Origin of the sequence: Burkholderia sp. JP2-270, assembly GCF_003233675.1 — a bacterium.
GTDB lineage: Bacteria > Pseudomonadota > Gammaproteobacteria > Burkholderiales > Burkholderiaceae > Burkholderia > Burkholderia pyrrocinia_C.
The window spans coordinates 1,934,436-1,956,124 of sequence record NZ_CP029824.1; the positions used below are offsets into that span (position 1 = coordinate 1,934,436).

At 69.2% G+C, this 21,689-nt stretch carries 20 protein-coding genes; 14 read left to right on the forward strand and 6 right to left on the reverse strand.

Annotated elements, in window-relative coordinates:
- Nucleotides 1-76: 76 nt before the first annotated feature.
- Genes DM992_RS09265 through DM992_RS09280 form a run of 4 tightly spaced genes read left to right on the forward strand, consistent with a single transcriptional unit; the run spans nucleotide 77 to nucleotide 4,207 of the window.
- Nucleotides 77-1,186: a DUF1214 domain-containing protein gene (locus DM992_RS09265; protein ID WP_111016592.1), complete on the forward strand. Its 1,110-nt coding sequence runs from the start codon at nucleotides 77-79 to the stop codon at nucleotides 1,184-1,186.
- Nucleotides 1,183-2,376: a sulfotransferase gene (locus DM992_RS09270; RefSeq protein ID WP_111016593.1), complete on the forward strand. Its 1,194-nt coding sequence runs from the start codon at nucleotides 1,183-1,185 to the stop codon at nucleotides 2,374-2,376. The genes DM992_RS09265 and DM992_RS09270 overlap by 4 nt, the downstream gene beginning before the upstream one ends.
- 41 nt (nucleotides 2,377-2,417) lie before the next feature.
- On the forward strand, nucleotides 2,418-3,209 hold the full coding sequence (locus DM992_RS09275; RefSeq protein ID WP_111016594.1) for an SDR family oxidoreductase: 792 nt from the start codon (nucleotides 2,418-2,420) through the stop codon (nucleotides 3,207-3,209).
- Nucleotides 3,210-3,226: 17 nt separating this feature from the next.
- Nucleotides 3,227-4,207: an acetyltransferase gene (locus DM992_RS09280; RefSeq protein WP_111017867.1), complete on the forward strand. Its 981-nt coding sequence runs from the start codon at nucleotides 3,227-3,229 to the stop codon at nucleotides 4,205-4,207.
- 68 nt (nucleotides 4,208-4,275) lie between these two features.
- Here the strand turns inward: DM992_RS09280 and DM992_RS09285 are convergent, their stop codons facing one another.
- Nucleotides 4,276-4,728 carry a nuclear transport factor 2 family protein gene (locus DM992_RS09285; RefSeq protein ID WP_111016595.1) on the reverse strand — a complete coding sequence of 151 codons (453 nt, stop codon included), beginning with the start codon at nucleotides 4,726-4,728 and terminating at the stop codon, nucleotides 4,276-4,278.
- Between the two features lie 13 nt (nucleotides 4,729-4,741).
- Nucleotides 4,742-5,221, reverse strand: coding sequence for an SRPBCC domain-containing protein (locus tag DM992_RS09290; protein WP_111016596.1), 480 nt, complete (start codon nucleotides 5,219-5,221; stop codon nucleotides 4,742-4,744).
- Nucleotides 5,222-5,542: 321 nt separating this feature from the next.
- On the opposite strand from DM992_RS09290, the gene DM992_RS09295 reads away from it, so the two are divergent.
- Nucleotides 5,543-7,021 (forward strand): deoxyribodipyrimidine photo-lyase, encoded by a 1,479-nt coding sequence (locus DM992_RS09295; RefSeq protein ID WP_111017868.1) that lies wholly within the window; start codon nucleotides 5,543-5,545, stop codon nucleotides 7,019-7,021.
- 30 nt (nucleotides 7,022-7,051) lie between these two features.
- Here the strand turns inward: DM992_RS09295 and DM992_RS43370 are convergent, their stop codons facing one another.
- The 3 genes from DM992_RS43370 to DM992_RS09305 all read right to left on the reverse strand — a co-directional run bounded on the left by DM992_RS43370 (nucleotide 7,052) and on the right by DM992_RS09305 (nucleotide 9,509).
- Complete coding sequence (locus tag DM992_RS43370; protein ID WP_006478335.1) at nucleotides 7,052-7,174, reverse strand: hypothetical protein; 123 nt, start codon at nucleotides 7,172-7,174, stop codon at nucleotides 7,052-7,054.
- Complete coding sequence (locus DM992_RS09300) at nucleotides 7,165-8,397, reverse strand: MFS transporter (RefSeq protein ID WP_111016597.1); 1,233 nt, start codon at nucleotides 8,395-8,397, stop codon at nucleotides 7,165-7,167. The genes DM992_RS43370 and DM992_RS09300 overlap by 10 nt, the downstream gene beginning before the upstream one ends.
- A gap of 170 nt (nucleotides 8,398-8,567) precedes the next feature.
- Complete coding sequence (locus DM992_RS09305; protein ID WP_111016598.1) at nucleotides 8,568-9,509, reverse strand: LysR substrate-binding domain-containing protein; 942 nt, start codon at nucleotides 9,507-9,509, stop codon at nucleotides 8,568-8,570.
- A 218-nt stretch (nucleotides 9,510-9,727) separates the two neighbouring features.
- Here DM992_RS09305 and DM992_RS09310 point away from each other — a divergent pair, with 218 nt between their 5' ends.
- Both DM992_RS09310 and DM992_RS09315 read left to right on the forward strand, forming a co-directional pair.
- A complete protein-coding gene (locus tag DM992_RS09310; RefSeq protein WP_111016599.1) occupies nucleotides 9,728-10,768 on the forward strand; it encodes an alpha/beta fold hydrolase in 1,041 nt (346 codons plus the stop codon).
- Between the two features lie 183 nt (nucleotides 10,769-10,951).
- Complete coding sequence (locus tag DM992_RS09315) at nucleotides 10,952-11,707, forward strand: 4'-phosphopantetheinyl transferase superfamily protein (protein WP_111016600.1); 756 nt, start codon at nucleotides 10,952-10,954, stop codon at nucleotides 11,705-11,707.
- Nucleotides 11,708-11,728: 21 nt separating this feature from the next.
- Here the strand turns inward: DM992_RS09315 and DM992_RS09320 are convergent, their stop codons facing one another.
- Complete coding sequence (locus DM992_RS09320; RefSeq protein ID WP_111016601.1) at nucleotides 11,729-12,649, reverse strand: glutamate/aspartate ABC transporter substrate-binding protein; 921 nt, start codon at nucleotides 12,647-12,649, stop codon at nucleotides 11,729-11,731.
- A gap of 214 nt (nucleotides 12,650-12,863) precedes the next feature.
- Between DM992_RS09320 and hutH the strand changes: the two genes are divergently transcribed.
- The 7 genes from hutH to hutG all read left to right on the forward strand — a co-directional run bounded on the left by hutH (nucleotide 12,864) and on the right by hutG (nucleotide 21,058).
- Complete coding sequence (gene hutH / locus DM992_RS09325; protein ID WP_111016602.1) at nucleotides 12,864-14,387, forward strand: histidine ammonia-lyase; 1,524 nt, start codon at nucleotides 12,864-12,866, stop codon at nucleotides 14,385-14,387.
- A 4-nt stretch (nucleotides 14,388-14,391) separates the two neighbouring features.
- A complete protein-coding gene (hutC, locus tag DM992_RS09330) occupies nucleotides 14,392-15,087 on the forward strand; it encodes a histidine utilization repressor (protein ID WP_111016603.1) in 696 nt (231 codons plus the stop codon).
- Nucleotides 15,088-15,126: 39 nt separating this feature from the next.
- The gene (hutU, locus tag DM992_RS09335; RefSeq protein ID WP_111016604.1) at nucleotides 15,127-16,815 is read left to right on the forward strand and encodes a urocanate hydratase; all 1,689 of its coding nucleotides are present in this window, start codon (nucleotides 15,127-15,129) and stop codon (nucleotides 16,813-16,815) included.
- A gap of 2 nt (nucleotides 16,816-16,817) precedes the next feature.
- On the forward strand, nucleotides 16,818-17,441 hold the full coding sequence (locus tag DM992_RS09340) for a HutD family protein (RefSeq protein WP_111016605.1): 624 nt from the start codon (nucleotides 16,818-16,820) through the stop codon (nucleotides 17,439-17,441).
- Nucleotides 17,442-17,445: 4 nt separating this feature from the next.
- Nucleotides 17,446-18,669: an imidazolonepropionase gene (gene hutI / locus DM992_RS09345; protein WP_111017869.1), complete on the forward strand. Its 1,224-nt coding sequence runs from the start codon at nucleotides 17,446-17,448 to the stop codon at nucleotides 18,667-18,669.
- A 152-nt stretch (nucleotides 18,670-18,821) separates the two neighbouring features.
- Nucleotides 18,822-20,198 (forward strand): formimidoylglutamate deiminase, encoded by a 1,377-nt coding sequence (locus DM992_RS09350; protein WP_111016606.1) that lies wholly within the window; start codon nucleotides 18,822-18,824, stop codon nucleotides 20,196-20,198.
- A gap of 59 nt (nucleotides 20,199-20,257) precedes the next feature.
- Nucleotides 20,258-21,058, forward strand: coding sequence for an N-formylglutamate deformylase (gene hutG, locus DM992_RS09355; protein WP_111016607.1), 801 nt, complete (start codon nucleotides 20,258-20,260; stop codon nucleotides 21,056-21,058).
- Nucleotides 21,059-21,689 lie beyond the last annotated feature (631 nt).

A 21,689-nucleotide genomic window follows, 5' to 3' on the forward strand; every position in this document is an offset into this window, starting at 1 on the left:
CCTTAGTCCACCCGGACGAAGTGGTGCGCGACGCGGGCGCTTAAGGTGAGCGCTCGACCATCGGCGGAGACGACACATGACGGACGACACACGTGCCACGCAATTGCTTTCGGGCCAGACCTGGGCGGATTTCTGCGACACCCTGAAACGCAGCGGACAACAGATCCTGCGCGCCGAGGCGCCGGACGATCCGCTGACGCGTGCGGAAGGATTCCGCTACCTGAGCCGGCTGATGCGCATCGCACTGGAAATGCACGTCGAATTCGCGGACGGCGCATGGCCCGGCTTTTTCTCGCCGTCGCACGAGACCGCGAAGATCGGCGCCGACAATCCCGACAACCTCTACCAGTACGCACGCGTCGACGGCCGCCGCGAATACCGCGTGACGGGGCGGCGCGGCACGGTTGCGTACCTGAGCTTCGGCACGCAGAAGGGTGGCTACGAGACCGACGGCAAGATGCTGCAGACAGGCTTTCTCGATGCGAAGCAGCTCGGGATCGCGCCGGACGGCAGCTTCGAGATCGTGCTGAGCGAAACGCCGTGCACAGGCAACTGGGTGCGCATGGAGCGCGGCACCAACGCGCTGCTGGTGCGCCAGACTTTCCTCGACCGTCGCGCGGAGACGCCCGCGCAACTGAAGATCGAGCGCATCGGCGCGCGGGAGCGCCCGGCGCCGCTCGACCCGCTCGTGCTGCACGGCGGCCTCACGCGTGCCGCGCAGTTCGTCGAGCAGACTGCGAAGCTGTTCGCCGACTGGGCCGCGAGCTACCGGCCGCACGTCAATGCGCTGCCGCCCGCCGACCAGGCGCTGTGCCAGTCGGTCGGCGGCGACCCGAACATCTACTACTACCACTCGTGCTGGTCGCTGGCTGACGACGAAGCGCTCGTGATCGACGTCGACACGGTGCCCGACTGCGATTTCTGGAACGTGCAGCTCAACAACTACTGGATGGAGTCGCTCGACTACCGGCACTTCGACATCTGCGTGAACAAGCACAGCGCGCGGCTGAATGCCGGCGGCGGCGTGACGGTGGTCGTCGCGGCAGCACGGCCGGGCGACGCGAACTGGCTCGATACGGCCGGGCACCGGGCAGGCACGATCTGCTGGCGCTGGGTCGGCGCCGCGCAGCCCGTGCATCCGCGCACGCGCGTCGTCAAGCTCGCCGCGTTGAAGGAGGCCGCGTGAACGCGCCGCTCGACCGGATCCGCACGCTGCTCGCTCCCGACGGATTGATCGCCGAGGCCGCGTCGCGCACGGGCGGGCTCGCCGCATTCGGCGACGGGCCGTATCGCGACGCGCTCGACGTGATGTGCGCGTCGCTGATCGACGAAGCGAAGCTGTCCGCGCGCGGTGCGGAGATGATGCGCGAGAAGCTCGTCGGCCAGCTAGTGAACCGGCTCGTCGTCGAGTATTACTTTCGGCGTCATCCGGAGATCGCGGACATCGCCATCGACGATCCGCTCGTGATCGTCGGCCTGCCGCGCACGGGCACGACGCTGTTGCAGCGGCTGCTGGCCGTCGACCCGCGCTTTCATTCGGCCGCGTGGTGGGAAACGCGCTACCCGGCGCCGCTCGCCGGCGAGACGCTCGACGCGCCGGCCGTGCGCATCGCACGCGCGCAGGCCGAGGTCGCGACGATGATCGACTGCATTCCGCAGATCCTGACGATCCATCCGCTCGATGCGATGCTCGCCGACGAGGAGTTCATGCTGATGGAGCATTCGTTCGTGTGCGCGATGGATTCATACGCGAACGTGCCGCGCTACACGGGCTGGCTTGCGCAACAGGATCTCACGCCGGTCTACACGTACCTGATACGGATGCTGCAGTTCCTGCAGTGGCAGAAGGCGCGGCGTGGCGTCGCACCGGCCGAGCGCTGGCTGCTGAAGACGCCGCAGCACCTGCATGCGCTCGACGTGCTGTGCCGCGTATTCCCGCGCGCGCAGGTCGTGCTCACGCACCGGGATCCCGCGCAGACGATTCCGTCGATGGCGAGCATGGCGCACACGCTGTGGCAGATGTATGCGGACGATCCGGATCCGCTCGCCGTCGGCGCGCAGTGGAACGCGGGGATGGCGCGCGCGATCGGCGCGGCGATGACCGCGCGCGACGCGCTGCCGGCCGACCGGTTCCTCGACGTGCGTTTCGAGGACACCGTAGCGAATCCGCTCGGCGTCGCGGAAGCCGTGTACCGCTTCGCCGGCATGCCGCTCGATGCGCGGCAGCGCGCGGCGATGACGGACTGGATGGCGCGCAACGGCCGCGACAAGCGCGCCGCGCACGACTATTCGATTGCGCGCTTCGGCTTCACCGATGCGCAGCTCGCGCGCGACTTCGCCGCGTATCGCGCGCGGCACCTGCGGGCGGCCGGCTGACGGCCGCGCTTGCGGGACGAACGACAACCAGGAGACAACCCATGTTGCTGAAGGACAAGATCGTCGTGATTTCCGGGATCGGCCCGGGCCTCGGTGTGAAGCTCGCCATCGAGGCTGCGCGCGAGGGCGCGCGCGGCGTGGTCGTCGCGGCGCGCACGATGGAAAAGCTCGACGATGCCGAAGCGAGGATCCGCGCACTCAGTGTCGATTGCGACGTGCTGAAGGTGAAGACCGACATCACCGACCGCGCGCAATGCCGGCAGCTCGCGACGCAGGCCGTCGAACGCTTCGGCCGGATCGACGCGCTCGTGAACAGCGCGTTCGTGCACGGCACGTTTCCGGAGCCGGTCGACGAAGCCGATCTCGACGGCTGGCGCGCGGTGTTCGACACCAACGTGTTCGGCACGATGGCGCTCACGCAGGAAGTCGTGCCGTACATGAAGCGCGAGAAGCGCGGTGCGATCGTGATGATCAACACGCAGGCGACTCGAAAGCCTTTTGCAGGGGAGGGCGGCTACGCTGTATCGAAGGGGGCGCTCGCGGTTGCGGCAAAATACCTGGCGCGCGAACTCGGCGTGCACGGCATCCGCGCGAACAGCATCCACATGGGCTGGATGTGGGGCGTGCCGACGCAGACGTATTTCCGGCAGGCGGCCGCAGAATACGGGATGACGGAAGAGCAGATCATTGCGCCGATCGCGTCGAACATCGCGCTCGCGAAGCTGCCGACCGACGACGATTGCGCGCGCGCGGCGCTGTTTCTCGCGTCCGACTATGCGAACGCGGTGACGGGCGCGACGCTCGACGCGAACGGCGGCGATTTCATGCCCTGACGATGGAGCAAAGGATCATGCAGGACAACCACAACGCGCGGCACTTTTTCGCGTTCAACGGCGACGCGGACGGCCTGTGCGCGCTTCAGCAACTGCGGCTCGCGGAAGGCGTGCGCGGCACGCTCGTGACCGGCGTGAAGCGCGACATCAAGCTGCTCGAGCGGATCGAGGCACGCGCGGGCGACATCGTCACCGTGCTCGACGTGTCGCACGACCAGAACCGCGACGCGTGCGCACGGCTGCTGCGCGACGGCGCGACGGTCCGCTATTTCGATCACCACTTCGCGGGTGAACTGCCCGACGATCCGCGCTTCGACGCGCATATCGATACGGCGGCCGACGTCTGCACGAGCGCACTCGTGAACCGCCATCTCGGCGGCCTGCACGTGCGCTGGGCGATCGTCGCGGCATTCGGCGACGAACTGCCGGCGCTCGGCGACACGCTCGCGCGCGAGCAAGGGATCGAAGACGCCGAACGCTGCACGCTCGCGGAACTCGGGCGCTATCTGAACTACAACGCATACGGCGATTGCATCGGCGACCTGCACTTCGATCCGGCATCGCTCGCCGACGCGATGCTGCCGTGCGTCGATCCGCTCGATTTCGTGCGCGAGACCGCCGTGTTCGCCGCACTGCGCGACGGCTACCGCGACGACATGGCGCGCGCGTGCGCGCTAGTGCCGCTGCGCGAGGTGCCGGGAGCGACGCTGGTACGGATGCCTGATCAACCGTGGGCGCGGCGCGCGACGGGGATGCTCGCGAACGAACGCATGCGCAACGCGCCGCATGCGGCGCTCGCGGTGCTGTCGCCGCGCGCCGATGGCGGGCTAGTCGTCAGCGTGCGCGTGCCCGACGGCCGGCCGCTCGGCGCCGACGAGTTCTGCCGCGGCTTTGCGACCGGCGGCGGGCGCAAGCGCGCGGGCGGCATCAACCATCTGCCGGAAACCGAGTTCGACGCATTCGCCGCACGCTTCGAGGCGGCGTTCCGGCTCGATTGACGAAGCGACCGGCGACGCGCGCGCCGTGCAGCCATTGCACGGCGGGCGTCGTGGCCGGATCAACCGCATCAGCCGGACGCACCCGCGAGCACGGCCGGCACGTTGTGGCCGTAGCAGCGCTCCTCGATGCGCTCGGCGATGCGCCAACCTTGCGCGGTGCGGACGAACCGGTCGACGTACCACAGCCCGAGAAACATCACCTGCATGCCGCCGTCCGGCAGCGCGACTTCCATCGGATTGAAGCAGATCGTGCGGCCGCGCGCGGTGTCGCCGTCGAGCCGGATCGACAGGTTGCCGACCATGTGCTGGTATTGCGGAAACTGCGGCAGCACGGTGCGCAGCCATGCCTTCACGTCCGGATAACAACCGGCGATGCCGCCCATCGCGCGATAGTCGATCGCCGCGTCGGGCGTGAATATGGCATCGAGCGCGTCGAAGTCGCGCGTGTCGATCGCGCTCGAATACGCGACGATCAGTTCGCGGATGTCGTGATGGTCGGACAGCGTTTGCAGATCGGGCATCGACCGCTCCCGGTCACGCGCTGTTGCGCCGGCGTGCCGCATGCAGCGCTTCGGCGCGCTGCTTCACGTCGCGCGCGCACTGGTCGAAACCCTGTTTCACCCATGCGCCGTGGTTCTGCATGATCGTGTCCGCGTTGACGCCGAGGAACTGGTCGGTCGTGAAATAGCGGCAGCGATCCGGGCCGTCGGCGTCGATGTACTGGTCGCGGCGCGCGGCGTCCTTGTTGTCGTCGGTCGGGCGCTGCTCCCACGACAGCAGGCGCGCGGGCTCGTACGCGACGAGGATTTCGCTGACGGGAATCACGGTCTCCGTACCCGGGATGCGAACCTGCATGTGGACGAAGTCGCCGAGCTTGCCGGTCGTTTCGAAGCCGACACAAAACGTGTTCCATTCGCCGTAGCGCGGGAAGTCGGTCAGCACTTCCCACACGACGGAAGCCGGCGCGTCGATGTCGACGGTGATCGAGGTGACGAGATTCGAGGGTTTGGTCATGGAGGTCTATCGGGTGAGGCCGCGCGCGCCCGGGTGGCCGGGCGCCGCGGCGGTCGGAAGGACCCGCGCCGGCATCGGCCGGCGCGCGGCGGGTGCGGATCGGGACGCGCGGTGCCGGTCGAGGCCGGCACGTGCCGCGCATCGCGGTGCACCTGACTTCGAGCGTAGGCCGGCAGACGCGGCGAAGAATCGTCGGAATGGACTAAGGCGTTTCACCGGGCGCGCGATGCGGTGCGATGGCCGCGGCGCGTCGAACGTCGACAACGCGCGGTGCAGCCGCGACAATACGCATCCTGTTTCGCTTTCCGCATCGAGGTGCCCGTGCCCGCCAAGTCGTCCGTTGCTCCCGCGATCGTCTGGTTTCGCGACGATCTGCGCGTGACCGACCAGCCCGCGCTGACGCGCGCGGTCGAGTCAGGCCGGCCGCTCGTGTGCGTGTTCGTCGACGATACGGGCGCCGGTTCGGCGCGCCCGCTGGGCGGCGCAGCGCGCTGGTGGCTGCACGGGTCGCTGGCCGGGCTCGACGCCGCGCTCGCGCGTCACGGCGGGCGCCTGCTGCTGCTGCGCGGCGACGCGCAGCGCGAGATCGAGCGCGTCGTACACGACACGGGCGCGGCGGCCGTGTACTGGAACCGCCGCTACGCGCAGCCGCAGCGCGACGCCGACGCGGCGCTGAAGGCGTCGCTCAAGGCACGCGGCGTCACGGTCGAGAGCAGCAACGGCAGCCTGCTGAACGAGCCGTGGGAGGTGCTGACGGGCAGCGGTGCGCCATACCAGGTGTTCACCGCGTACTGGCGCGCGGTGCGCCGCGACCGCACGGTCGCCGCGCCGCTGCCGGAACCGGAACGGATCGTGTTTCAACCATGGCCGGAGACGGTGCGCGACCGTGCGCTGGCGCTCGACGCGCTCGCGTTGCGTTCGCCCGTGCCGGATTGGGCCGGCGGCCTGCGCGACGCATGGCCCGCGCCCGACGAGGCCGGTGCGCACGAACGGCTCGACGCGTTCCTGACGGCGTCGCTTGCCGGTTATGCGGATGCGCGCGATCGTCCCGACCGGCCCGCGACGAGCCGGCTGTCGCCGTTCCTGCGCTTCGGCAACGTATCGCCGCGGCAGGTGTGGCACGCGGTGCAGGGCGCCGCGAATGCAGGCGGCGCGGCGTACGTTGCGGGCACCGACAAGTTCCTGAGCGAGCTCGGCTGGCGCGAATTCAGCTACGCGCTGCTGTATCACTTCCCGGCGCTCGCGACCGACAACTTCCGCGCGCAGTTCGACGCGATGCCGTGGCGTGACGATGCCGCCGCGCTGCGCGCGTGGCAGCGCGGCCGGACCGGCTATCCGCTCGTCGATGCGGGCCTGCGCGAGCTGTGGACGACCGGCTGGATGCATAACCGGGTGCGGATGGTCGTCGCGTCGTTCCTGGTCAAGCACCTGCTGATCGACTGGCGCGCGGGCGAAGCCTGGTTCTGGGACACGCTGGTCGACGCCGATCCCGCGAACAACGCGGCGAGCTGGCAGTGGGTGGCCGGCTGCGGCGCCGACGCCGCGCCGTATTTCCGCATCTTCAATCCGGTCGCGCAGGGCGAGAAGTTCGACCCGGACGGTGCATATGTGCGGCGCTGGGTGCCCGAACTCGTGGGCCTCGACGCCGCGTCGATCCACGCGCCGTGGGAAGCGTCGCCGCTGCAGCTCGACGCGGCCGGCATGCGGCCTGGCATCGACTATCCGGTGCCGCTCGTCGATCACGCCGCCGCGCGCGCTCGCGCGCTCGATGCGCTGGCCGCATTGCCGAAACGTCGCTGACCGTCTGCCCGCGCGGCACGGTTCGCCGCGTCAGTTGCAGAACGCGACGTGTTCGAGCAGCGCGTACGCGACTCCCGAGTCGAAGTAGGCCGCGCCGCACCACGCGACGAACGCGAGCGTGCCGGCCGCCAGCGCCGCGCGGATCATGCCCATGCCGCGTTGCGCGACGCGGGGCGCGCAACGCGTGCGTCGTCGATCGGCAGGTGCAGGAGCGCCGCGAGCACGCCGAGCGCGATCGAGCCGATCCACAGCGGCAGGTACGAATGCGTCGCGTCGTACACGAGCGCGCCGAGCCAGACGCCGAAGAAGCTGCCGAGCTGGTGTCCGAAGAACACGAAGCCGAACAGCGTCGCGATGTAGCGCACGCCGAACACCTGCGAGATCACGCCGTTCGTCAGCGGCACCGTGCCGAGCCACGTGAACCCCATCACGGCCGCGAACACGTATACGCTCGCGGGCGACAGCGGCGCGGCGACGAACGCGGCCATCGCGAGTGCGCGCACGAGGTACAGCACCGACAGCACATACTTGCGCCGCAGCAGCCCGCCGAGATGCCCGCATGCATAGGTGCCGGCCACGTTGGTCAGCGCGATCAGCCCGAGCGCGACGCTCGCGTGGCGCGCCGGCAGCCCGTGGTCGAGCAGGTAGGCGGGCAGGTGTGTCGCGATGAACGCGAGCTGGAAGCCGCACGCGAAGAAGCCCGCGTTCAGCAGCCAGAAGCCGCGATGCGCGAACGCCTCGCGCACCGCTTCGCCGATCGACTGGTCGGGGCCGGCGCCGCCGCCGGCCGCTTGCGCGGGCCGGTCGCGCAGCAGCACGGCGAGCGGCGCGAGCAGCGCGGCGACGAGCGCCAGCGCGACGAACGCGTGCCGCCAGCCGATGCCGCCGATCAGTTCCTGCGCGACTGGCACCATGCAGAACTGGCCGAGTCCGCCGATCGCGCCCGCGACGCCGAGCGCCCGGCCGCGCCGGTCGGGCGGAAACAGGCGGCTCAGCGCGCCGTAGATCGATGCAAACGCCGAGCCCGACAGTGCGATGCCGATCACGAGCCCGGCGCCGACCGTGAACATGCCGGTCGACGCCGCATGCGCCATCGTGACGAGCCCGGCCGCATACAGCAGCATCCCGGCGACGATCACGCGCACCGAGCCGAAGCGGTCGGCGACCATCCCCGTGAACGGCTGCGCGACGCCCCAGATCAGGTTCTGCAGCGCCAGTGCGAGCCCGAACGCTTCGCGCGACCAGCCGTGGTCGAGCGATACGGGCGCGAGGAACAGGCCCTGCACATGGCGGATGCCGAGCGCGGCACCCATGATCAGGCCGCCCGCCAGCACGGGCAGCCAGCGGCGTCGGACTTCCTGTTCGATCGGCGTCATGCGTGTCTCCGGATGTAGGCGCGCGGCGAAACGGCCGCGCTCGATCCGATTAGACGATCGGGCCCGGCATCGCTCAAGCGATCATTCGGTCAGGTTGGCATGCGTGCGGGGAATGTGACGGGTGCGGCCGGCCGTGCGTGGTCAGGGTTATCCGAAAAGCCGGCGCCGGCTCACGTCGACGCCGTGTCGTGCGCGCGCATCGCGGTATCGCATTCGGCCGCTTCGGCGAGCATCCAGTCGCGCACGTCGGCGACTTCGCGGCGCGGGGCCGGATCGTGCTGGAACAGCCAGTAGCCGTACGCATCCGACAGCGCCTGCGTGTGCGGCCCGAGCACCGCGAGCCGCCCGTCCGCGAGCATCGGCGAGACCAGCGCGAGCCGGCCGAGCGCGACGCCCTGGCCCGCGATCGCGGCCTGGATCACCTGGTCGTACTGGTTGAAGCGCAGCACGCCTTTCGGGCGCGCGTCGCCGAGCCCGGCCGCATGCAGGTGCGTGCGCCACTGCAATTGCGGTTGCGGCGGCCCGTCGAATTCGAGCAGCACGTGGTCGGCGATCGCGACCGCGCTCGTGACCGGCCGTGCGGCGAGCGCGGGATGCGCGACCGGCACGACGATCTCGTCGAACAGGCGCAGCGCGCCGGCCGGCGCGCGGTCGCGCGGGCAATAGCGGATGCCGAGGTCGATGCCCTCGGCGCGCAAATCGAGTACCTTGTCGTTCGCGGCGACGCGCAGGTCGATCTCCGGCAGGCGCGCCTGCAGCCGCCCGAGCCGCGGCAGCAGCCACAGCGCGGTGACGCCGATGCTCGCGGTGATCGTGACGGGCTGGCGTTCGCGCGCGGCGGCGAGCGACGCGACGGTGTCCTGCAGGCTGTGCAGCGCCGCGTCCGCGACGCGGAACAGCCGTTCGCCTTCCGGCGTGAACGCGATCTTGCGGTAGCCGCGCTGCAGTAACGCGACGCCGAGATGCGCTTCGAGCGCATGCACCTGGCGGCTGACCGCCGACTGCGTGACGCACAGGTCCTGCGCGGCGAGCGTGATGCTCATGCGGCGGCCGACGGCGACGAAACCGCGGACCAGGTCGAGCGACGGGAGACGGACGAGAGACGTTGACATGCGCGTGACTCATGCGAACGGAGCAGCAAGATTGGTTGAGAACGCGGCACGCGTCAAGTTCAATGGAGGCTGGCCGATGGGCGCGGGCGGCGGCTCGCGCCGGCCCGGAGCGTGAAGCACGGGGCCGGAGCAGGCGCTGAAGCGCTGACTCTGGCCGACCGCAAAGCATGGGATCGCAGTAAGCGCTAAAGCGCTAACTGCGATCGACAGGAGACAGGATGACGATTTCGAACGAAGGAGACGGAGCGGCACCGGGCAGTCGCGCGGCGGGCGCCTTGCCACCCGAGCCCGTGACGCTGCGCGCGGCCGACGGCTTTGAATTGCGCGGCCATGTGTGGCGCCATCGCGGCGGCGGTGCGGTGCGGCCCGTGACGGTCGTCAATTGCGCGACGTCGGTGCGCTGCGACTATTACTTCCGTTTCGCGGCATGGCTGTTCGCGCAGGGGCGCGACGTGCTCGTCTACGACTATCGCGGCATCGGCGGGTCGCGCCCGGCGCGGCTCGCGAAGCTGCGCGCGAACTGGCTCGACTGGGGGCAGCGCGATTGCGAGGCCGCGCTGCAATACGCGCGCGATGCGTTTCCGGGCCAGCCGATCGACGTCGTCGCGCACAGCATCGGCGGCTGCGTGCTCGGGCTCGCGGCATCGAACGTGCATGTGCGGCATGCGGTGACCGTCGGTGCGCAGTATGCGTACTGGCGCGATTACCTGCCGGCCGAACGGCGGCGCATGTGGTGGAAGTGGCATGTCGCGATGCCGGCGCTCGCGGCCGTGTTCGGCTACGTGCCCGCGAAGCGGCTCGGCTGGATGGAGGACACGCCACGCGGCATCGCGCTGTCGTGGGCGCGTTCGCGGCCGCGTTTCGAGGACGGCTACGTCGGCGGCCTGTTCGAGGAAGGCGCCGTGAGCCGTGCGGCGCTGCCCGCGCGCTTTGCGGGGCTGTCGGCACCGATGCTCGCGATCGGCGTCGACGACGACGCATTCGGCACGGTCGACGCGATCGAGCGGCTGGTCGGTTACTACACGGGCAGCGATGTCACGCACCTGCGGATCGCGCCGGCCGACATCGGTGTCGACGCGATCGGTCATTTCGCGTTCTTCCACAGCCGCTTCACCGACACGCTGTGGCCCGTCGCGCTGTACTGGCTGCAACACGGCGTGCTGCCGGCCGATGCGCCGGGCAGCGTGCACGCGCTGCATCCGGCGTCGCGTGCGCGGATGACGGGCAGCGGCGTGCCGGGCGTTGCCGCGAACGGATGAAGCGGCGCGGTCGCGCAATGAGGTGCCTACGCGGCACGTTGTTGCGCGCGGCCTTCGAGTGCCGTTCGTGACGCATCCGTCGTTCGATGCCGGCGCGGCAATCCGCGCACACGCCGGTTCGCGCGCCGGCGCGATCGATTAACATCGGACGTTTCATTCCACAGCCCAGGCTGCCGCGTGCCGATGTCCATTCCGTCCGATTCCGCTTCCCCGGTCGACACCCCCCGTGCGTGGCGCATGCATGCGCTCGACGGGCCGGCCGCCGCGTCCCGCGCCGGCGTGCGGATCGCGCGCATCGATTTCGACTGGCGCGTGCCTCTGGCGTCGCCCGCGTATGCGGCGCTCAGCGATGACGAGCGTGCACGGGCCGCACGGTTCATGCGGCACGAGGATGCGGTGCGCAGCGCCGCGACGCGCGCCGCGCTGCGCGACGTGCTCGGCATGGCCCTCGGTGTTGCGCCGCATGCGGTCGCGATCGTCGTCGACGAAGCGGGGCGGCCGTCGCCGGACCCCGCGCATCGCACGACGCTCGATTTCAACGTGTCGCACGCGGGCGATCATGCGCTGCTCGCGTGGGTGCCCGCGGGCCGTGTCGGCGTCGACATCGAATCCTGCAGCCGCACGACCGACTGGCGTGCGCTGACGAGCGAAGTCTGCGCGCCGGCCGAGGCCGCGTATCTCGACGGCCTGCCGCCCGACGCGCGCGCACGCGAATTCATGCGAGTCTGGTCCGCGAAGGAGGCGCTGCTCAAGGCGCTCGGCACCGGCATCGGCGGCGGGCTGCGCGCGTTCGCGGTCGTGCCGCCGCGCGATGCGGCGACACCGGCGGCGACGATCGTCGAGCCGGCCGCGCCCGCCGCCGGCGTCGCGGCGTTCGACGCGGCGTGGATCGACGCGGCGCCCGGCTATGCGGCGTGCGTCGCGTGGACGCGCGCGTGAACCGGCGTCAACGAGCGGCGTTCATTCGAGCGGCGTGTCGTTCGGCGCCGCGTAGCGCGCCCTGATCACGTCGCTCATCGGGAAGTCGAACGACAGCCCCTTCGGCGGCACCGGCTTCATGAACCACTTGTCGTACAGCGCGTCGATCTCGCCGCGCTTCATCAGTTGCATGAGCACGCCGTCGACGAGCGCCTTGAACTGCGGATCGTCCTTGCGCAGCATGAACCCGTAGGCTTCCGACGACTGCGGCGTGCCGACGATCTGCCAGTCGGCCGGCTTCGCGGCGAGCTGGCGCGCACCCGCGAGCAGCACGTCGTCCATCATGTACGCGGCCGCGCGGCCCGATTCGAGCGTGAGGCGTCCTTCGCCGTAGTCCTTCGCGCTGATGATCTGCATGTTCATCTTCTTTTCCTCGTTCATCTTGCGCAGCAGGCGTTCGGACGTCGTGCCCTGGTTCGTCACGACCGTCTTGCCGGCGAGGTCGGGGAAGTCGCGGATGCCCGACGTCGTGCGCGTGAGCAGGCGCGTCGTCGCGACGAAGAACGTGGTCGAGAACGCGACCTGCGCGTGGCGCGCGGCCAGGTTCGTGGTCACGCCGCATTCGAGGTCGACGGTGCCGTTCTGCACGAGCGGGATGCGGTTCTGCGACGTGACGGGGATAAAGCGCACCTGCAGGTCGGGCTTGCCGGTACGCGCCTTCACCGCGGCGATCACGCGGTCGCACAGGTCCTGCGAGAAGCCGATTACCTTGCCGCCCGCGTCGACATAGGAGAACGGCACCGACGTTTCGCGATGTCCGATCGAGATCAGGTTGCTCTGCCGGATCTTCTCGAGCGTGCCCGACAGCGGCTCGGCGGCGAGCGACACGCCGCACGCGAGCGTGCACGCGGCGACGAGCAGGCTGTGGCCGAACAGGGCGGCGAACCGCGGCGGGATGTTCATGACGGGTCTCCTTGGCGAATGATGATCCGTATGTTGCCAAAGAAAAAATAACTGCAACATATGTTAATGCCAGGATCCCGCCGGCCGGTCCGGCGGGCTGTGCCGGACATCAGGGAAACTCCCAAGGCGAAATCGGCGAAAAACGGGTTGTCTAGACAAGTTTGGCTGGCTACACTTCAATCCATTCCGAACTTGTCTAGACAGGATTGCTCACATGATTACGTTGACCCCCGGCCACCTGACCCTCCCGCAACTGCGCCGGATCGCACGCGAATCCGTGCAACTGACGCTCGACCCGGCCAGCTTCGCGCAGATCGACGCCGGCGCGAAGGCGGTCGCCGACATCGCCGCGAAGGGCGAGCCGGCCTACGGCATCAACACGGGCTTCGGCCGCCTGGCCAGCACGCACATCCCGCACGACCAGCTCGAACTGCTGCAGAAGAACCTCGTGCTGTCGCACGCGGTCGGCGTCGGCGAGCCGATGGCGCGTTCGTCGGTGCGCCTGCTGATGGCGCTGAAGCTGTCGAGCCTCGGCCGCGGCCACTCGGGCATCCGCCGCGAAGTGATGGACGCGCTGATCACGCTGTTCAACGCGGACGTGCTGCCGCTGATCCCGGTGAAGGGCTCGGTCGGCGCATCGGGCGACCTCGCGCCGCTCGCGCACATGTCGGCCGTGCTGCTCGGCGTCGGCGAAGTGTTCATCCGCGGGGAGCGTGCCAGCGCGCTCGACGGTCTGCGCGTCGCGGGCCTCGCGCCGCTGACGCTGCAGGCGAAGGAAGGCCTCGCGCTGCTGAACGGCACGCAGGCATCGACGGCGCTGGCGCTCGACAACATGTTCGCGATCGAAGACCTGTACCGCACCGCGCTCGTCGCGGGCGCGCTGTCGGTCGACGCGGCAGCCGGCTCGGTGAAGCCGTTCGACGCGCGCATCCACGAACTGCGCGGCCATCAAGGCCAGATCGACGCGGCCGCGTCCTACCGCGACCTGCTCGAAGGCTCGCCGATCAACCAGTCGCACCGCGACTGCGACAAGGTGCAGGATCCGTACAGCCTGCGCTGCCAGCCGCAGGTAATGGGCGCGTGCCTGGACCAGATGCGCCACGCGGCCGACGTGCTGCTGATCGAAGCGAACGCCGTGTCGGACAACCCGCTGATCTTCCCGGATACCGGCGAAGTGCTGTCGGGCGGCAACTTCCACGCGGAACCCGTCGCGTTCGCGGCCGACAACCTCGCGCTCGCCGCAGCGGAAATCGGCGCGCTGGCCGAACGCCGCATCGCGCTGCTGATCGACGCGACGCTGTCGGGCCTGCCCCCGTTCCTCGTGAGGGACGGCGGCGTGAACTCGGGCTTCATGATCGCGCACGTGACGGCCGCCGCGCTGGCGTCGGAAAACAAGACGCTCGCACACCCGGCGTCGGTCGACTCGCTGCCGACTTCCGCGAACCAGGAAGACCACGTGTCGATGGCGACGTTCGCCGCGCGCAAGCTCGCCGACATCGCGGACAACACGAAGCACATCCTCGCGATCGAGCTGCTGGCCGCCGCGCAGGGCGTCGACCTGCGTGCGCCGTATCACACGAGCCCGAAGCTGGCGCCCGCGATGGAAGCGATCCGCGGCAAGGTCGCGCACTACGAGCTCGACCACTACTTCGCGCCGGACATCGCGGCAATCGCGAAGCTGGTCGGCGAGCGCGCGTTCGCGAAGATCAGCCCGTTCTCGTTCGCATCGGAACAGTAAGCCGATGAGCGCGCCGGTCTACCAGGAGATCAAGGATTTCATCCTGGGCCGCATCCACGCCGGCGAGTGGGAGGAGGGCGACCAGGTGCCGTCCGAGAACGAGCTGGCGCGCGAGTTCAAGGTTGCGCGCATGACCGTCAACCGCGCGCTGCGCGAGTTGACGGCCGAGCAGGTGCTCACGCGCATGAAGGGCGCGGGCACCTACGTCGCGCGGCCGAAGTATGAGTCGACGCTGGTGGCGATCCGCAGCATCTCGGAGGAGGTCGGCGCGCGCGGGCATGCGTATCGCGCCAGCGTGCTCGGCCTCGAGACGATCCGCGCCGACGACGCGCTCGCCGACGAAATGCAGGTGGCCGTGCGCGCGAAGCTGTTTCATTCGCAGGTGCTGCACTTCGAGAACGACGAGCCGGTGCAGCTCGAAGAACGATGGGTGAATCCGGCGGTCGCGCCGGATTACGCCGAGCAGGATTTCACGAACACGACACCGAACCTGTACCTGATGCGCGCGGCTCCGCTGCAGCGCGTCGAGTACCGGATCGAAGCGGCGGCCCCGGCGCCGGAGCGGCGCGAGCAGCTGCGGATGGACGACGTCGAGCCGTGTCTGGTTTTACATCGGCGCACCTGGTCGCAGGGCGTCGTCGCCTCGGTGGCGAATCTGTGGCATCCCGGCAGCCGTTATCGCTTCACCGGGCATTTCTGATTCCTATTTGATATTCATTTTCCTTCGGGAGCAGTCGTCATGAACCATCCGAAACACATCGATCCCCGTCTCGATCCGACGCGCACGATCCGCGCGCCGCGCGGCAGCGAGAAGACCTGCAAGACCTGGCTGGCCGAAGCGGCCTACCGGATGATACAGAACAACCTGGATCCGGAAGTCGCCGAGCACCCGCACGCGCTCGTCGTGTACGGCGGCATCGGCCGCGCGGCGCGCAACTGGGAATGCTACGACCAGATCCTCGCGTCGCTGAAGGATCTCGAAGAGAACGAGACGCTGCTGATTCAATCGGGCAAGCCGGTCGGCGTGTTCCGCACGCACAAGGATGCGCCGCGCGTGCTGCTCGCGAACTCGAACCTCGTGCCGCACTGGGCGAACTGGGATCACTTCCACGAACTCGACCGCAAGGGCCTGATGATGTACGGCCAGATGACGGCCGGCAGCTGGATCTACATCGGCAGTCAGGGCATCGTGCAGGGCACCTATGAAACGTTCTTCTCGGTCGCGAACCAGCACTTCAACGGCGATCCGTCGGGCCGCTGGATCCTGACGGGCGGCCTGGGCGGGATGGGCGGCGCGCAGCCGCTCGCCGCGACGATGGCTGGCTTCTCGATGATCGCGGTCGAATGCGACGAGACGCGCATTGACTTCCGCCTGAAGACGCGCTACGTCGACAAGAAGGCGACGACGCTCGACGAGGCGCTCGGCATGATCGACGAAGCGAAGCGCACGGGCAAGCCCGTGTCGATCGGCCTGCTCGGCAACGCGGCCGACGTGTTCGCGGAACTCGTCGAGCGCGGCATCACGCCGGACTGCGTGACCGACCAGACGAGCGCGCACGACCCGATCAACGGCTACCTGCCGCAGGGCTGGACCGTCGCGCAATGGCGCGAAGCGCAGAAGGTCGATCCGCAGAGCATCGTGAAGGTCGCGAAACAGTCGATGGCCGTCCAGGTGCGCGCGATGCTGGCGCTGCAGGATCGCGGCGCGGCGACGCTCGACTACGGCAACAACATCCGCCAGATGGCGCTGGAAATGGGCGTCGAGAACGCGTTCGACTTCCCGGGTTTCGTGCCGGCGTATATCCGCCCGCTGTTCTGCGAAGGCAAGGGCCCGTTCCGCTGGGTCGCGCTGTCCGGTGATCCGGAAGACATCTACAAGACCGACCAGAAGGTGAAGGAGCTGATCCCCGACGATCCGCACCTGCACAACTGGCTCGACATGGCACGCGAGCGCATCGCGTTCCAGGGCCTGCCGGCACGGATCTGCTGGGTCGGCGTGAAGGATCGCTACCGCCTCGGCCAGGCGTTCAACGAGATGGTGAAGAACGGCGAACTGAAGGCACCGATCGTGATCGGCCGCGACCACCTCGACACGGGTTCGGTCGCAAGCCCGAACCGCGAGACGGAATCGATGAAGGACGGTTCGGACGCGGTCAGCGACTGGCCGCTGCTGAACGCACTGCTGAACACGGCAGGCGGCGCATCGTGGGTGTCGCTGCACCATGGCGGCGGTGTCGGCATGGGCTTTTCGCAGCACTCGGGCGTCGTGATCGTCGCCGACGGTACCGCCGAAGCGCACGAACGTCTTGGCCGCGTGCTGCTGAACGACCCGGCGACGGGCGTGATGCGCCATGCGGATGCCGGCTACGAACTCGCGCAGCAGACGGCCCGCGAAGCCGGCCTGAAGCTGCCGATGCTCGGCCGCTGAGCATGACGGCGCTCGACCAGGCGCCGGCAGACGCGACGCTGGCCGCCGCGATGATTCGCGCAGCGGATCTCGTCGCGTCGCCGTGGAAGAACGGCGGCGGCGTGACGCGCGAGATCGGCGCTTTTCCGCCCGGCACCGCGCTCGACGCATTCGCGTGGCGCGTGAGCGTCGCGGACGTCGGCGCGGCCGGCCCGTTCTCGCGTTTCGACGGGATCGACCGCACGCTGGTGCTGCTGTCCGGCGCGGGCATGACGCTTGCCGAAGAGGGCGGTGCACGCCACGTGCTCGATACGCCGCTGGCGCGCGCGGATTTCGCGGGCGAGACGGCGATCGATGCGACGCTGCACGACGGCGCGACGCGCGACTTCAACCTGATGACGCGCCGTTCGGCCGCGCGCGGCGCGCTCGACGTATGGCACGCAGGCGCGCACCGCATCGAGCGTGCCGATACGGTGCTGCTGTTTTGCGCGGCCGGTGCGGTCGGCGTTGAAATCGACGGCACGCACTACGCACTGGAAGAAATGGACACGCTGCGGCTCGACGGGCCGCAGCGTGCGTTTGACGTCGTCGTGAGCGGGGGCGGCGCGCTGCTTGCCGTCTCGCTCGCCGTCGGCGAACGAGGCTGAACGCATGAAACCGACTGTCTGGCATCACCTGAGGCTGTGTCCGCACGGCCATCCCGACGAGACGATCGACGACGCGGCGATCGCCGTCGACGAAACCGGCACGATCGTCTGGCTTGGCGCGTTGTCCGCGCTGCCGCACGGTCATGCGCACTGGCAGCGCGAGGATCTGCACGGCGCGTGGGTGACGCCGGGCCTCGTCGACTGCCATACGCACCTCGTATATGGCGGCACGCGCGCCGACGAATTCGCGCAGCGCCTCGCGGGCGTCAGCTACGAGGAAATCGCGCGGCAGGGCGGCGGGATCGTGTCGACGGTGCGCGCGACGCGCGCGGCCGACGAGACGACGCTGTTCGTGCAGGCCGCCGCGCGCCTGCAGCCACTGCTCGCCGAAGGCGTGACCGCGATCGAGATCAAGTCGGGCTACGGGCTCGACCTCGCGAGCGAACGCAAGATGCTGCGCGTCGCGCGCCAGCTCGGCGAGCGCTTCCCGGTCACCGTCTACACGACCTTCCTCGGCGCACATGCGCTGCCGCCCGAATATGCGGGCCGCGCGGACGCGTACATCGACGAAGTGTGCGAACGGATGCTGCCGGCGCTGGCCGACGAGGGGCTCGTGGACGCGGTCGACGTGTTCTGCGAACGCATCGGTTTTTCGCTCGCGCAGACCGAGCGCGTGTTCGAGGCCGCGACGCGGCGCGGGCTGCCCGTGAAGCTGCATGCGGAGCAACTGTCGAACGCGGGCGGCACGGCGCTCGCCGCGCGCTACCGCGCGCTGTCCGCCGATCACCTCGAATTTCTCGACGAAGCCGGCATCGAGGCGATGAAGGCGGCCGGTACGGTCGCCGTGCTGCTGCCCGGCGCGTACTACTTCATCCGCGAAACGCAAATGCCGCCGATCGAGCTGCTGCGCAAGCACGGCGTGCCGATCGCGCTCGCGACCGATCACAACCCCGGCACGTCGCCGCTCGAATCGCTGCTGCTGACGCTGAACATGGGCTGCACGCTGTTCCGCATGACGGTTCCCGAGGTGCTGCAGGGCGTCACGCGCCATGCGGCCGCGGCGCTCGGTCGCGCGGATCGCCACGGTGCGCTTGAGGTCGGCCGCCAGGCCGACTTCGCCGCATGGTCGGTCGGTTCGCTGTCGGAACTCGCCTACTGGATCGGCCGGCCGCTGTGCGAGCAGGTCGTACGCGGCGGCACGACCGTGTTTCGCCGGATGAACGGATAGATCTGCATGGGACCGGACCAGGCGCTGAAGCGTATTCGGTCTGGTCGACTGCAACGGGGCATGAGCCAGCACGGACGCGCCGGCGCCTGCCAACCGTGGAATCGGACCGGATCGAACGCTGGAGCGTCGATTCCGGTCAATGAGGACTCGCAATGACCGACACCATGTTGTTCGCGGACCATGCCTACCTGCCCGATGGCTGGCGCCGCAACGTGCTGCTGCGCTGGGACGCGACCGGCACGCTGACCGAAGTGACGCCCGACACCGACGCACCGGCAGGCGTCGCGCGCGCGGCCGGGCCGGTGCTGCCCGGCATGCCGAACCTGCATTCGCACGCATTCCAGCGCGCGATGGCAGGGCTCACCGAATACCGCGCGAATCCCGCCGACAGCTTCTGGAGCTGGCGCGACCTGATGTACCGCTTCGCGTTGAAGATCACGCCCGACGCGCTCGCGGCGGTCGCGCGCTGGCTGTACGTCGAGATGCTCAAGTGCGGCTACACGTCGGTGTGCGAATTCCACTACGTACATCACGCGCAGGACGGTTCGCGCTATCCGCACATCGCGGAACTCGGCACGCGCGTGGTCGACGCCGCGCGCTCGGCCGGCATCGGCATCACGATGCTGCCCGTGTCGTATCAGTTCGCGGGCTTCGGCAACAAGCCGCCGCGCGACGACCAGCGCCGCTTCATCAACACGCCCGAAGGCCTGCTCGAACTGCTGGACGCCATGCGTCGCGCCGCGCCCGAGCACGGCGGGCTGCGCTACGGCGTCGCGCCGCACTCGCTGCGCGCGGTGTCCGAGAACGGGCTGCGCGCGCTGCTCGACGGGCTGCCCGACGACGCGCCCGTGCATATCCATATCGCCGAGCAGACGGCCGAAGTCGACGACTGCGTCCGTATATACGGCGCGCGCCCCGTGCAATGGCTGCTCGATCGTTTCGACGTCGATGCGCGCTGGTGCCTCGTGCATGCGACGCACATCGACGCGGCCGAAACCGCAGCGCTCGCGAAGCGTCGCGCGGTCGCCGGCCTGTGCCTGACGACCGAGGCGAACCTCGGCGACGGCGTGTTCCCGGCCGTCGACTATCTCGCGCAGGGCGGCGTGATCGGCGTCGGCTCGGACAGCCACGCGTCGGTCGACTGGCGCGCGGAACTGCGCCTGCTCGAATACGGGCAGCGGCTCGTGCACCGCGCGCGCAACGTACTGGCGAGCGACAAGCAGGCGCATGTCGCCGATCGCCTGTTCGACGCATCGCTCGCGGGCGGCGCGCAGGCAAGCGGGCGGCGCGTCGGTGCGCTGCGCGAAGGCTGCCGCGCCGACTGGCTCGTGCTCGATCCCGATCATCCGGCGATCGCCGAGCACGGCAGCGCATCCTGGCTGTCGGGCGTCGTGTTTGCCGAGCACGGCGAGACACCCGTGCTCGACGTCTATACGGGCGGCGAGCGCGTCGTGAGCGGCCGCCGCCATCGCGACGAAGCCGCCGCGTATGCAGACTACCGCGCCGCGCTGGCGCAACTGCTGCGCTGACGCGCGGCAACCGGCGCACGCCGCCCGCGTGCGCCGGCAGACTCTAACGGTGATGCGACATGACTGAACAACCGGCTGTAATTACGCTGAAGCAGGGCACGCTGCCGCTGCTGATCTCGATTCCGCACGCAGGCACGTACATCCCCGACGACATCGCCGCGACGATGACACCCGACGCGCGCTTCGTCGACGATTGCGACTGGCATCTCGAGCGGCTGTACGGGTTTGCGGCGGGCCTCGGCGCATCGATCCTCGTGCCGTCGCATGCGCGTTACGTGGTCGACCTGAACCGTCCGCCCGACAACGAGAACCTGTATCCGGGGCAGGACACGACGGGGCTCGTGCCGGTCGATACGTTCGACAAGGCGCCGCTGTATCCGGCGAACGCGCTGCCCGGCAACGACGAGATCATGCGTCGCCGCGACCTTTACTGGCGTCCGTATCACGACGCGCTGCAACGCGAAGTCGCTCGCCTGAAGCGCGAGCACGGCCGCGTGCTCGTATGGGAGGCGCATTCGATCCGCTCGCACGTGCCACGCTTCTTCGAAGGCCGCCTGCCGGACTTCAACTTCGGCACGTCGGGCGGCGCGAGCGCAGCGCCGGGCCTCGCGCAGGCGCTGGCCGAGCGCGTGCGCGCACATGGCGGCGGCTATACGGCCGTCGCGAACGGGCGCTTCAAGGGCGGCTACATCACGCGTCACTACGGCGTGCCCGACACCGGTGTCGAAGCCGTGCAGCTCGAGCTGTCGCAGATCACCTACATGGAAGAGACTCGCCCCTACGCATACGACGAAGCGCGTGCAGCGCGGATTGTGCCGCTGCTGCAGACGCTCGTCGAAACCGCGCTCGCGCATCGCTGAGCACGGGCCGCCCGCTTGCGGCGGCGCGGCGGAGCAGCGGGCGGCAGCCCGCCGGCGTGCAGTATCCGCGCCGACGCAATGCACAACACGGCATCGATCCCGGCGATCGATGCCGTTTTTTTGTCTGATCGATATCGTCATCGGGACCTGAAAATTTGACGCAATTTTTAGGTGATATAAGCTGAATGTCAGGAAGGCGTCACGCGCGCACCGGCGGCGGAGCCATCGATCATGGCCGCACCGCGCCGGAATCCGTAGCGAGACACCTTGCCGACGTGTCGCCGCGCGGCATTGCCGCATGCGCTTCATCGCGACACGTGTCCTGCATCCGTCAGTCAGTCGAGTACGATCGTGAAAGCCGCCAGCCCTTCGATACGCCGGACCCGAAGTCCGTCGGCGGGCGCGCCGCCTCAGGCCGGGCCGATCCGGCATGCTGATCGCGGCACGCGTGCCGCCCCTTTACGCGAGCCTCGTTTCTTCGCTGTTTCCCATCGCGGCCTGCGCCGCTACAACCTCGTGACCGCGCACGTGTTCAGCGCGGTGCAGTGCGACGGCAGCGCATCCTTGTTGCCCTAGCGTCCTTTTCCGCTTTCGTCCCGAGCCGCGCTGCCTGTTACCGCATCGTCCGTGC